12 protein-coding genes are annotated in these 11819 nt (G+C 67.8%); 9 read left to right on the top strand and 3 right to left on the bottom strand.

The genetic code is table 11. The features are described 5' to 3' along the window. Position 1: 1 nt before the first annotated feature. Entirely contained in the window at positions 2-325 is a 324-nt protein-coding gene (locus EV137_RS37355; RefSeq protein ID WP_134132887.1) for a nuclear transport factor 2 family protein, read from the bottom strand. A 180-nt stretch (positions 326-505) separates the two neighbouring features. On the opposite strand from EV137_RS37355, the gene EV137_RS37350 reads away from it, so the two are divergent. From EV137_RS37350 to EV137_RS37335, 4 genes are all read left to right on the top strand, one after another. Next, positions 506-1039 carry a sigma-70 family RNA polymerase sigma factor gene (locus EV137_RS37350; protein ID WP_134011207.1) on the top strand — a complete coding sequence of 178 codons (534 nt, stop codon included), beginning with the start codon at positions 506-508 and terminating at the stop codon, positions 1037-1039. Next, the gene (locus EV137_RS37345; RefSeq protein WP_134132886.1) at positions 1032-1733 is read left to right on the top strand and encodes an anti-sigma factor family protein; all 702 of its coding nucleotides are present in this window, start codon (positions 1032-1034) and stop codon (positions 1731-1733) included. Before EV137_RS37350 ends, EV137_RS37345 begins: the two co-directional genes overlap by 8 nt. A 30-nt stretch (positions 1734-1763) precedes the next feature. Then, complete coding sequence (locus EV137_RS37340) at positions 1764-2855, top strand: threonine aldolase family protein (RefSeq protein ID WP_134132884.1); 1092 nt, start codon at positions 1764-1766, stop codon at positions 2853-2855. Positions 2856-3003: 148 nt separating this feature from the next. Beyond that, complete coding sequence (locus EV137_RS37335) at positions 3004-3564, top strand: dihydrofolate reductase family protein (protein WP_134011213.1); 561 nt, start codon at positions 3004-3006, stop codon at positions 3562-3564. Here the strand turns inward: EV137_RS37335 and EV137_RS37330 are convergent. Continuing rightward, positions 3557-4462 (bottom strand): M56 family metallopeptidase, encoded by a 906-nt coding sequence (locus EV137_RS37330; protein ID WP_134132883.1) that lies wholly within the window; start codon positions 4460-4462, stop codon positions 3557-3559. The two genes, EV137_RS37335 and EV137_RS37330, sit on opposite strands and share 8 nt — an antisense overlap. After that, positions 4459-4851: a BlaI/MecI/CopY family transcriptional regulator gene (locus tag EV137_RS37325; protein WP_134011217.1), complete on the bottom strand. Its 393-nt coding sequence runs from the start codon at positions 4849-4851 to the stop codon at positions 4459-4461. The genes EV137_RS37330 and EV137_RS37325 overlap by 4 nt, the downstream gene beginning before the upstream one ends. A gap of 82 nt (positions 4852-4933) precedes the next feature. On the opposite strand from EV137_RS37325, the gene EV137_RS37320 reads away from it, so the two are divergent. The 5 genes from EV137_RS37320 to ftsY all read left to right on the top strand — a co-directional run bounded on the left by EV137_RS37320 (position 4934) and on the right by ftsY (position 11806). Continuing rightward, positions 4934-6337, top strand: coding sequence for a cytochrome ubiquinol oxidase subunit I (locus EV137_RS37320; RefSeq protein WP_134132881.1), 1404 nt, complete (start codon positions 4934-4936; stop codon positions 6335-6337). A gap of 10 nt (positions 6338-6347) precedes the next feature. Then, positions 6348-7331, top strand: a complete 984-nt coding sequence (gene cydB, locus EV137_RS37315) for a cytochrome d ubiquinol oxidase subunit II (RefSeq protein WP_134132880.1) — start codon at positions 6348-6350, stop codon at positions 7329-7331. Beyond that, positions 7328-8953: a thiol reductant ABC exporter subunit CydD gene (cydD, locus tag EV137_RS37310; protein WP_134132878.1), complete on the top strand. Its 1626-nt coding sequence runs from the start codon at positions 7328-7330 to the stop codon at positions 8951-8953. The genes cydB and cydD overlap by 4 nt, the downstream gene beginning before the upstream one ends. Beyond that, on the top strand, positions 8950-10563 hold the full coding sequence (gene cydC, locus EV137_RS37305) for a thiol reductant ABC exporter subunit CydC (protein ID WP_134132877.1): 1614 nt from the start codon (positions 8950-8952) through the stop codon (positions 10561-10563). Before cydD ends, cydC begins: the two co-directional genes overlap by 4 nt. A 94-nt stretch (positions 10564-10657) precedes the next feature. Then, complete coding sequence (ftsY, locus tag EV137_RS37300) at positions 10658-11806, top strand: signal recognition particle-docking protein FtsY (RefSeq protein WP_134133245.1); 1149 nt, start codon at positions 10658-10660, stop codon at positions 11804-11806. Positions 11807-11819: the final 13 nt, after the last annotated feature.

Genomic DNA, 11819 nt, shown 5'->3' with positions numbered 1-11819 from the left:
CTCACGCGGTGATGGTCATGGAGGCCAGTTCGTCGCCTTGGGTTTCGAAGGTGAAGTGGGACGGGCCGTTGAAGCCGTCTCCGCCTACCTGGGTGAGGATCGTCAGGGGGTTGCCGGGGGTGGAGACCTGGGTGTCGGTGAAGGTGACGTTCTTGCCGATCAGTTCGTTGTCGCTCCAGGAGCGGATCCGGTCGTGGCCGCGGAACTCGCGGCCCCAGTCGTTCACGTAGCCGTCCGCGGCGAACGCCGCCACGAACGCGTCGTTGTCCAGGGCGTCGATCGCGTCGAGCGCGCGCTGAACCGCTGCGGGAATCTCTTGGCTCATGCCGACGACGATATCGCTCCAGCCTGAACCGATCGGCGGATCGGCACGTATGACAGGTGACGTTCGGACCCGATCGGGGGAGCCTGTGATGCAGCGTGTGATGAGTGGATAGGCCGTCGGTGGTGTCTGGCTGGTGCTGTCGTGGTGTGGGCGCCCGCTGATCCCGGTATCGTGCGGTCGGTGGCTGACAACCCAGGGCCGCACGACACCGAGATCCTGATCCGGGCGCTGTACGCCGAACACGGCCGCAGCTTGCTGGCGTACGCCACCCGCCTCACCGGAGATCGAGCCGCGGCCGAGGACGTCGTACAGGAGACGCTGCTGCGGGCCTGGAAGCACGCGGACGACCTGACCAGCGGCAGCGGGTCGGTGCGGGGCTGGCTGCTGACGGTGGCGCGCAATCTGGTCACTGACCGGGCACGCGCTCGGGCAGTGCGCCCGACCGAGGTGGCGGACGTGGTGGACACGCCGCCGGTCACAGGGGATCACTCCGAGTCCGTGGTGAACACCATGGTCGTGATGGACGCGCTGGACAAGGTGTCGCCCGAGCACCGCGAAGTACTCGTGCAGCTGTACTACCGCGGCCGGTCCGTCGCAGAGGCTGCCAAAGAGCTGGGTGTTCCGCCCGGTACCGTGAAATCGCGTTCGTACTACGCCCTCCGAGCTCTGCGCGCGGTGATGGCAGAGAAAGCAACGGAGGTGTCCCATGAGTGAGCATGACCGTACGCAACTGGGCGCCTACGCTCTCGGTGCACTGGAGCCGGCCGAGGTAGCGGCCGTCGACGAGCACCTGGCCACCTGTGCTGAGTGCCGTGCGGAGCTGGCTGAGCTCACCGAGATGAAGGAACTCCTGGGAGAGGTACCACCGGAGGCGTTCCTGGAGGGACCACCTGAGGGTGGCGACCTGTTGCTGCAGCGCACGCTGCGCGAGGTCCGGGAGCCGCAGGCACAGGAGCCGCAGCTACTGGAGCCCCAAACGAAGCCCAAGCGACGCTCGCGTTGGTTGCTGATCGCGGCCGCGGTGGTCGTGGTGGCTGGTGCGCTCGGCGGGGGTGTCGTACTCGGCCGGTCTACCGCACCGGACTCCAATGAGCCTGTCGCCGGCTCCAAACAGGTCACAACGTCCGACACGACGACCGGTGCCACCATGGCCGCCACAGTGGAACCACGGGCGGGCTGGAGCTGGGTGAGGGTGCAGGTGAGCGGTCTGAAAGCCGGCGACCAGTGCGAGATGGTCGTCACCGACAAGTCAGGCAGGACCTGGGTAGCGGGCAGTTGGCTGGTGTCCGACAAGGCTGCGAAGAACGGGAGCACGTTCGGGGGCGGTGTGCTGACTCCGATCGACCAGGTGCGTTCGGTGGAGATCAGGACCGTGCAGGGAAAGCACGTGGTGACGGCCACGATCTAACCCCGTTGCGGGACGCGAGAGGATGGAGCTGTGGCTACTACCTCCGAGGACCTGCGAGAGCGCCGGAAGAACGCGGCGGACAACTGTGAGCGTTGGCTTGGCCAGCGGCGGGTGCCCGTAGCGGACCGGCTGCGTCACCTTGCAGATGTCGCAACCGACGATCTGGTCGATGTCTACGGCAACGGTGGTGAGGTAGCCGCGCTGGAGCAGGAGGTGGCCGAGCTGTTGGGCAAACCGGCCGCCGTGTTCCTTCCGACCGGCATCCTCGCTCAGCAGGGCGTACTGCGGGTGTACGCCGACCGCGCGGGCACCAGCCGAGTAGCGGTCCACGGGCTCGCCCACCTGCTGGTGCACGAACTCAACGCGCTGGAAGAGGTGCATCACCTGCGGATCGAGCGGCTGACGTCAGAACCGCGTCAGCCGCGACCAGACGAGTTGACCGCGATCCCGGGCAAGCTGGCCGCGGTGACGCTCGAGCTGCCGCTACGCGATGCAGGGTTCGTGCTGCCGAGCTGGGACGAGCTGGTCGTGTTCTCCGAGTCCTGTGCGGAGCGCGGCGTACCGCTCCACCTGGACGGCGCACGGCTGTGGGAGAGCACGCCGTACCTGGAGCACAGCCTGGCTGAGATCGCAGCGCTGGCGTCGACGGTGTACGTGTCGTTCTACAAGGTGCTGGGCGGCATCAGTGGTGCAGCGCTGGCCGGCCCCGAGGACGTGATCGCAGAGGTACGGCGGTGGCAGCGGCGCCTCGGCGGCAACCTGTACTCGCTCTTCCCGTACGCCGTGTCCGCGCGCAACGGACTTCGCACGGTGCTGCCGTTGATGAACGACCTGCACCAGCGGGCCGTCGAGGTCGCAATGGCCTTGCAGAGCGAAGGTTTCCGCGTCTTCCCGGAGCCGCCGCACACCAACTCGTTCCGGGTCTACGCGCCGCGTTCCGCGGAGTCGATCGAGCATGCTGCCGTCGAGCGGATGGAGCGGACACACGAGTCGCTGTGCGGGCCGTGGCAGCCTGCCGACGTACCAGGGTGGTCGTGGGTCGAGCTGGTGATGACGCCGGCGTCGCTGGAATGGCAGATCGACGAGATCGCCAAGGCGTTCGGGGAACTTCTGGCACGCTGAGAACGTCAAGCACTGTGTTGGGTGTGGGGATCTGGGGAGAGAAGTGCTGACATTCGTCGTCACGATGGTGGTTCTGCTGGTTCTGTCGGGGCTGGTGCTCCTGGCGGTAGCACGGGGTGAGGGAAAACATTTCGGGTAGCCTCGCTGGATGAGGCGGCTGATTTTCCAGGAATATGTGACGCTCGACGGGTACGCCGCGGGGCCGGACGGCGGACTGGAGTTCTTCGACGCGATCAGCTCGCAGCCGGACGACGACAACCTCGAGCTGCTCGAGAGTGTCGACACGATGCTGCTGGGCGCCGAGACGTACCGGTTGTTCGCAGGGTTCTGGCCGACCGAGGCGTCGGCCGGCGAGCCGATCGCCGAGAAGCTCAACGCTCTGCGACTGGTCGTCGTGTCGACGACGCTGCGCAGTGCGCCGTGGGGTCCGTACGAGCCTGGTCTGGTGGTCCGTGACCTGGACGCGGTGCGGGCGCTGAAGGCGGAGCAGACCGGCAAGGACATCATCCTGTGGGGCAGCATCACGCTGTTCCAGTCGTTGCTGCGGGCCAGGCTGGTCGACGAGGTGCAGCTGCGGATCTGCCCGGTGTTGCTGGGGGTAGGCAAGAGCGCCTTCCCTTCCGGTGGTTCGCCGGTGGGTCTGGAGCTGATCGAGGCGCGTCCCTGGGGTGCGGGCGGGGTACTGGTGCGGTACCGGCCGGCTAACTGAGCGCGTCGACCATCGCGCGCACGATCGGAGCGGCGATGGTGATCGTCGGCAGGATCAGGAGTGCGGCTGCTGCGGCGTACGTGACAGCGGAGAGCCTGGCCTCGTTGGGGGCCGGACCGGCCAGGCGTTGAACCCTCAGGACCGTGGCGGACTTGGCTGCTGCCATTGCGGCCTCTGGTGCAGGTGAACCGGCGAGTGCGACCAGGGCGCGCGCCAGTGGGCCTGCACCGTTGCGGCGGCGAGCGTCGTCGTCTGCGAGCAGTTCGACCAGTGTGCGTGCCTGCTCCAGCGCGACATCGCTACGCACCCAGCGCGGGAAGGCATGGTGCAGCGCGGTGAACTCCTCGAGCACGAGGTCGTGCCGAGCCCGCAGGTGCGCCTGCTCGTGGGCGAGGACAGCCTTCAGCTCACTGTCGTCCAGCCGCTCCAACGCGCCAACGGAGACGACAACCCGCGCGCCACGCAGCGCCGGCAGGCAGTAGGCCAGCGGTGTCTCCTCGGCCAGCACCCGCAGCCCTGGGATCAGTCCGTCCGGTGTGGCCAGTACGTCGACGAGATCGCGGTGCCGCTTGCGCCGTGCCCGAGTCCCGACCGCTACCCGCCCGATCGCCCACAGCAGCCGCACTACGACCAGCGCGACCATGGCGAGGATCGCTGCGGCCACCAGATCCCGTGCCGACGACGGATCGAACCGTGGCTCGCCAGGGCGGCCGGCAATCGAGTAGGACAACGCGACACCAGCACCTAGGGCGGCCAGTACTGCGGCCAGTGCGATCGCCTGCCACAGGATGACGGCGGCTCGGGGGACCCGGTAGGGCCAGTCGGAACGAGCCAGCAGGGCCGGTGCCGGGCCGGTGAGGACCAGCGCCAGAATGGCCAGCAGGACCGGGGTGATCACCCCGTCGGCTCCTGTTCGTTCAACCTCGACAGGGCTTCGCGGAGCAGTGCCGCTTCCTCGTCGGACACCTGACCCACGAAACGGACCAGGGCCTCGCGCCGGTCGCCCGCACGGTCGAGTGCGTCCCGCATCAGGTCGGCGGCCAGTTCCTCGCGTGGTGCGGCGGCGCGGTAGCGCCAGGCCTTGCCGTCGCGCTCGCGTTCGGTCAGCTTCTTCTTCGCCAGCCGGTCCAGAACGGTCATCACGGTCGTGTAGGCGAGCTCACGGGTACCTGCCAGCCGCTCGTGCACCTCACGCACGGTCAGCGCGGCAGGAGCCGCCCAGAGCTGCTCCATCACCAGGCGTTCCAGGTCGCCCAGGGGGCGTGGTCCTTTCTCCTCACTCGCCACGTGACCAGTATAACTACACGTCGTAGTAGATCCGCGCTAACATCTACTACGACACGTCGTAGATGGCTGGGGAGGCCTTCCGATGGACACCCTGGATCTGGCGCGGTGGCAGTTCGCGATCACCACCGTGTACCACTTCTTCTTCGTGCCGGTGACGATCTCGCTGGTCGCGATCACCGCCGGCCTGCAGACCGCCTGGTACCGGACCGGGAAGGAGAAGTACCTCCGGCTGACGAAGTTCTACGGGAAGCTGTTCTTGATCAACATTGCGATGGGTGTGGTCACCGGCCTGGTGCAGGAGTTCCAGTTCGGGATGAACTGGAGTGACTATTCGCGGTTCGTCGGCGACGTGTTCGGGGCCCCGTTGGCGCTGGAGGGGCTGCTGGCGTTCTTTCTGGAGTCGACGTTCATCGGTTTGTGGATCTTCGGCTGGGACCGGCTCCCGAAGTTGGTGCATCTGGGGTGCATCTGGATGGTGGTGCTGGGCACGCAGTTGTCGGCGTACTTCATCCTTGCGGCCAATTCGTGGATGCAGAACCCGGTGGGTTTTCGTTACAACGCGGCTCGTGGTCGTGCGGAGTTGACGGATCTGTGGGCGGTGTTGACCAACAAGGTCGTGCTGGTGACGTTTCCGCACACGATCTTCGCGGCGTTCATGGTCGGTGGTGCGTTCGTGGCCGGTGTCGCGTTGTGGCATCTGGTCCGTCGGCCGGGCACGGACCGGGATGTGTTCCGGTCGGCGTTGAAGATCGGGGCGTCGGTCGTGCTGGTGGCCGGTGTGGGTGTCGCGATCAGCGGTGACCTGCAGGGCAAGGTGATGACTGAGGTGCAGCCGATGAAGATGGCGGCGGCCGAGGCGTTGTACGAGACCGAGAAGCCGGCGTCGTTCTCGGTGTTCACGGTCGGCACGTTGGACGGTTCGAAGGAGATTTTCTCGATCAAGTTGCCGTACCTGCTGTCGTTCCTGGCGACCGGGCGTTTCGATGGTGAGGTGCAGGGGATCAACTCGCTGCAGGAGGCGTACGAGCAGTTGTACGGGCCGGGGTCGTACAAGCCGAACATCCCGCTGACGTATTGGACGTTCCGGTTGATGATCGGGGTCGGGATGGCGTCGGCGGCGGTCGCGCTGTGGTTGTTGTGGACCACGCGTCGCGGGCGGGCTCCTGCTCGCTGGCTGGTGTGGCTGGCGGCGCCGTTGCCGTTGCTGCCGCTGGTGGCGAACACGTTCGGCTGGATCTTCACCGAGACCGGCCGGCAGCCGTGGCTGGTGTTCGGTCTGTTGCCGACGGCGTCGGGTGTCTCACCCGGGACGACCAGCGGCGAGGTGATCACCTCGCTGGTCGGGTTCACCGCGCTGTACGGCGTACTCGCGGTGGTCGAGACCAAGCTGCTGCTGCGGACGATCCGGACCGGCCTGGCCGGGACAGATGCGCCACCGGACACGGCTCCGGATCAGCCCGACAAACCGCTCTCGTTCGCGTACTGAGGGGCCTGTGATGGAACTGACGACTGTGTGGTTCGTTGCGATCGCGACGCTGTGGACCGGGTATTTCGTGCTGGAGGGTTTCGACTTCGGAGTCGGGATGCTGTACCGCGTGCTGGGCCGGAACGAGCCCGAACGGCGGGCCGCGATCAGCACGATCGGCCCGGTCTGGGACGGTAACGAGGTCTGGCTGATCATGGCCGGCGCGGCCACGTTCGCGGCGTTCCCGGAGTGGTACGCAACGCTGTTCAGCGGGTTCTACCTGCCGCTGTTCGCGATCCTGGTGGGACTGATCGTGCGCGGCGTCGCACTCGAGTACCGCGGCAAGCGGGACGAACCGGAGTGGCGCGCGCGGATGGACGCGATGATCGTCGTCGGTTCGGTGCTGCCCGCGCTGCTCTGGGGCGTTGCCTTCGGCAACATCGTGCGCGGGGTGCCGCTGGACGCCGGCCACGAGTACGTCGGCGGCTTCGGGACGCTGCTCAACCCGTTCGCGCTGCTCGGCGGCCTGACCTTCGTCGCGGTGTTCGTCACCCACGGCGCGATCTTCCTCGCCCTGCGCACCACCGACGACCTACGCGTTCGCGCCAACCGGCTCGCCACCCGCACCGGTGCCGTCGCCGCGGTGCTGACGATCGCCTTCCTCGCCTGGGCGCAGGCGTTGCGCGGCGACACCGTCTCCGTCATCGTGACGATCGCGGCGATCGTTGCATTCGCGGGCGGTCTGGTCGCGAACCTCCTGCGCCGCGAGGGCTGGGCCTTCGTCGGTACGACGCTCGCGATCGGACTGGCCGTGGTGTCGCTGTTCGTCGCGCTGTTCCCCGACGTCATGCCGTCAACACTTGACCCCGGATCAACATTGACAATTGTTGATGCCGCGTCAACGCCGTACACGTTGAAGGCTATGACGATCATCACGGCGATCTTCATGCCGCTGGTGCTGCTCTATCAGGGGTGGACGTACTGGGTCTTCCGTAAGCGGGTCGTGGTCGCATGAAGCCGCTCGACCCGCGGCTCCTGAGGCGCGCCCGTGGTGCCCGAGTCTTCCTGGCGGCGTCAGTACTGATCGGCGTCGCCAGCGGCGTGCTGATCATCGTGCAGGCCGTGCTGCTCGCTCACGGCATTGCAGGCGTCGTACTGCGGGGCAGCAGGGTGACTGCTGTCGCCTGGGGTCTGGCTGCAGTCGTTGCAGGCCGCGCGTTGCTGGTGTGGGCGCAGGAGGTGGTCGCACAACGCGCAGCCGCCGCGGTGAAGTCCACGCTGCGGCGGCAGGTGCTGGAGCACTCTCTGAAGCTCGGACCGGTCTGGCTGAGCGGTGAACGCAGCAGCGCGCTGACAACCCTGCTGACCAAGGGCCTGGACGATATGGACCCGTACTTCGCCCGCTACCTGCCGCAGCTCGTCCTGGCCGCCACTGTGCCCGCAGGCGTGATCGGCTGGATGGCGACCGGTGACCTGATTGCCGCTGGGACAGTGCTGATCACGCTACCGCTGATCCCGATCTTCATGGCACTGATCGGCTGGGTGACACAGGCGCGCAGCCGGCAACGTCAGCACGCGCTGGCTGTGCTAGCGCATCATTTCGCTGATGTGGTCGGCGGACTGACCACACTGAAGCTGTTCGGCCGCGCGAAGTCGCAGGAGTCCGCGGTACGGCGGGTTACCGACCAGCACCGCGCTGCGTCGATGGGGAGCCTGCGGCTGGCGTTCCTCTCGTCGTTCGCGTTGGAGCTGTTGGCGAGTCTGTCGGTCGCACTGGTTGCTGTCGGCGTCGGGCTTCGGCTGGTTGACGGGAAACTAGGGCTCGAGACCGCGCTGATGGTGTTGATCCTGGCGCCGGAGGCGTACCTGCCGCTGCGGCAGGTCGGCATGCAGTTCCACGCGAGCGCGGACGGGGTTGCGGCGAGCGAAGAGGTGTTCCGCGTGCTGGAGACGCCACTGCCCGCACGTGGCGAGCGCACCGACGTACCCGATCTTCGAGTGAGTCCGCTGTACCTGTACGACGTGACGGTGACTTACCCGGGGCGGGACGTGCCGGCATTGGAGGGGTTCGATCTGGAGTTGCGGCCGGGTGAGGTGGTGGCGCTCACCGGGCCGAGTGGTGCTGGGAAGTCGACCGCTCTGGCTGTACTGCTCGGGTTCGTGGCGCCGGAGCGTGGGATGGTCGTCGCTGCCGGCAGTGCAGCGGACGAGTTCGATCCGGTGGAGTGGCGGCGGCAGTTCGCGTGGGTGCCGCAGCGTCCCGGTCTGAGGCTGGGGACCGTGGCCGACAACGTGCGCCTGGGCCGGCCGGACGCGTCGGACGACGAGGTCCGCTTGGCGCTTCTGGCTGCTGGTGCTCCCGACCTACTGTTGGACAAGCCTGTAGGGGAGCAGGGACAGCAGCTTTCAGGCGGTCAGCAACGCCGGGTAGCGCTCGCCCGCGCGCTCATCACCGACGCCCCGGTGCTGCTGCTCGACGAACCAACAGCCGGCCTCGACGCCGACACGGAGGCCACCGTCATCACCGGCCTGCGCTCCAGCGGCCGCACAGTCCTCATGGTCGCCCACCGGCCCGCCCTGATCGCCGCCGCCGACCGCACAGTCACAGTCGGCGCCCGAGAGTTGGTGAACGCATGAAGAGCCTGCAGCTAGCTCGGCCGCAGCGCGGAGTGATGTGGCGGCTCTGGTTGGCGCTGCTGCTGGGCGTCGCCGCTGCCGGGTCGGCTGTCGCGTTGCTCGCCACGTCGGCCTGGCTGATCACAGCAGCCTCGGCACAACCACCGGTGCTGTTGATGATGGTCCCGATCGTCGCAGTGCGCGCCTTCGGTGTCGGGCGTGGCGTCTTCCGGTACGTCGAGCGGCTCGTCGGACACGATGCGGCGTACCGGGTGCTGGGGGAGACCCGCGCTCGTATCACCGGGCGTCTGGAGAAGCTCGCACCACTCGGTTCGCAGCGGAAGGGCGATCTGCTCGCCCGACTGGTGCTGGACGTGGACGCGGTCCTCGACCTCTGGCTACGAGTCCTCCTGCCCGTTGCGGTCGCAACTGTCACAGCAGCCGCCACGGTGGGCCTCCTCGCGGTGCTGCTTCCCACAGCCGGCGCCGCCGTCGCGTTGGCGGTCCTGATCGCGTGCACCGTCGTACCGTGGCTGACTGCCCGGACTGCCGAGCGAGCCGAGCGCAACGTCGCTGGTGCCCGTGGGGACGTCGCAGCCACCACCACCGAGTCCCTGCTCACTGCAGCGGATGTGGTCGCCTACAACGCGATCGACTCGGTGCTGGACGACTTCAGCCGCCGCGATGCCCACCTGGCCGCCGCTGAACGCCGGTCCGCCTGGAGCGCAGGCCTCGGCAGTGCCCTGCTCGTCCTGTGCGTCGGCGGCGCCAGCGTGGCCGCCCTGATCCTCGGCAGTACGGCGCACATCACTGGTGCTGTCTTCGCTGTACTTGTCCTCACCCCGCTCGCACTGGCCGACGTACTCGGCGGAATTCCCGCAGCCGCCCAACTGGCCATCCGGGTACGGGCGTCCCTCGACAGAGTGCAGGAACTCGTAGACACCCCCGCGCCGGTCACCGAGCCGGCCAAGCCACTGCCCCTCCCGACGGGACGCGATCTGCAGGTGAACCTGCTGCGAGCCGGGTACGACGGCCCTGACGTACTGGATGGACTCAGCCTGGACATGCCGGCCGGGAGTCGTGTGGTGATCACCGGCCCGAGTGGCTCGGGCAAGAGCACGCTGGCCGCTGTACTGCTCCGGTTCCTCGAGCCACGTGGGGGCGAGGTGCTGCTGGACGGAGTGGACCTGGCCAGGCTCGAAGGCGACCAGGTGCGGTCTGTCGTCGGGCTGCTGACCCAGGAGAGCCACGTGTTCGACACGAGCATCCGGGAGAACCTGCTGCTTGCGAAGCCGGGGGTCAGCGACTTGCAGGTGTGGAAGGCGCTCTACCGGGCGCGGCTCGGGATGCTCGTCGAGAAGCTGCCGCAGGGCCTCGACACCATGGTCGGGGAGCACGGTGCGCGGCTGTCGGGTGGTGAGCGCCAGCGGCTCGCCTTCGCGCGGCTCTTACTGGCCGATCGCGACGTACTGGTGCTCGACGAGCCGACCGAGCACCTGGACGAGGAGACCGGACGGGCGCTGCTGGCCGACCTGTTCGCGGCGGCAGGCAACCGAACGGTGGTTCTGCTCACTCACCGCCCCGAGTTGGTGCCTCCTCACGTACCGCAACAATTCGTTTGCCTGACGTGACAAATGCCAGCGGCGGGCCAGGTGTCTGTCAAGATGGGGAACCGTGTTGACCCCACTGCTCGTTTCTCTGCTCACCGACCAGGCTCTCATCACGATGGTCGTGGTCATCGCGGTCGTTCTGGTCGTCGGAACCACCGGCCTGGTCGTCGCGCGGCGCCGCCGTGCCGAGCTGCCGCCGGACGCTCAGAAGCCCGCCGTCGAGTCCGCGGAGGTCGCCGAGCCGAAGGTCGGTGACGACGCGGAGGAACCGCGGGACACCCCGACCCGCACGCTCGAGGACACCGAGCTGCCGGAGCCCGCGGCCACCGAGACGATCGAGAAGCCCGAGTCCGCGCAGGGCCGGCTGGTCCGGCTCCGGGCCCGCCTGGCGCGTTCGCAGGGCTCCCTCGGCAAGGGGCTGCTCGCGCTGCTCTCCCGCGACAAGCTCGACGAGGAGGCGTGGGAGGACATCGAGACCACGCTGATCACCGCCGATGTCGGTGTGGCGCCCACGCAGGAGCTGGTCGAGAAGCTGCGCACCCGCATGCGCGTCGAGGGCGTCGGCGCCGCACAGGCCCGGGAGATCCTCCGCGAGGAGCTGATCGACCTTGTCAACCCGTCCCTGGACCGGGCGCTGAACGTGAGCCGCAAGGAGACGCAGCCGGCGGTCGTACTCGTCGTCGGTGTGAACGGCACTGGCAAGACCACCACGGTCGGCAAGCTGGCCCGGGTGCTGGTTGCCGAGGACAAGCACGTCGTACTGGGGGCTGCGGACACGTTCCGCGCTGCCGCGGCCGACCAGCTGCAGACCTGGGGTGAGCGGGTCGGTGTCCGGACCGTGCGCGGCCCGGAGGGCGGCGACCCCGCCAGCATCGCGTTCGACTCGGTCAAGCAGGGCATCGAGGAAGAGGCCGACGTCGTCCTGGTCGACACAGCCGGCCGTCTGCACACCAAGACCGGCCTGATGGACGAGCTCGGCAAGGTGAAGCGGGTCATCGAGAAGTCCGCCGAGGTGGACGAGGTCCTGCTCGTCATCGACGCCACCACCGGCCAGAACGGACTCACGCAGGCCCGGGTGTTCGCAGAGGTCATCAACGTCACCGGCCTCGTCCTGACCAAGCTGGACGGTACGGCGAAGGGCGGCATCGTGATCGCGGTACAGCGCGAACTCGGCGTACCGGTCAAGCTCGTCGGCCTCGGCGAGGGTCCGGACGACCTGGCGCCGTTCGACCCTGAAGAATTCGTCGACGCGCTGCTGGACTGATGTAGAGAACGCA

The sequence above is a fragment of the Kribbella pratensis genome, assembly GCF_004366075.1.
In the GTDB taxonomy this organism is placed as follows: domain Bacteria; phylum Actinomycetota; class Actinomycetes; order Propionibacteriales; family Kribbellaceae; genus Kribbella; species Kribbella pratensis.
This window is presented reverse-complemented; position numbering and strand designations above follow the sequence as displayed.

Coding starts and splice junctions, on each gene's coding strand:
- cydC (WP_134132877.1), top strand. CDS start 8,950: ATGAAGAGCCTGCAGCTAGCTCGGCCGCAGCGCGGAGTGATGTGGCGG.
- ftsY (WP_134133245.1), top strand. CDS start 10,658: ATGGTCGTGGTCATCGCGGTCGTTCTGGTCGTCGGAACCACCGGCCTG.
- cydD (WP_134132878.1), top strand. CDS start 7,328: ATGAAGCCGCTCGACCCGCGGCTCCTGAGGCGCGCCCGTGGTGCCCGA.
- EV137_RS37345 (WP_134132886.1), top strand. CDS start 1,032: ATGAGTGAGCATGACCGTACGCAACTGGGCGCCTACGCTCTCGGTGCA.
- EV137_RS37335 (WP_134011213.1), top strand. CDS start 3,004: ATGAGGCGGCTGATTTTCCAGGAATATGTGACGCTCGACGGGTACGCC.
- EV137_RS37355 (WP_134132887.1), bottom strand. CDS start 325: ATGAGCCAAGAGATTCCCGCAGCGGTTCAGCGCGCGCTCGACGCGATC.
- EV137_RS37320 (WP_134132881.1), top strand. CDS start 4,934: ATGGACACCCTGGATCTGGCGCGGTGGCAGTTCGCGATCACCACCGTG.
- cydB (WP_134132880.1), top strand. CDS start 6,348: ATGGAACTGACGACTGTGTGGTTCGTTGCGATCGCGACGCTGTGGACC.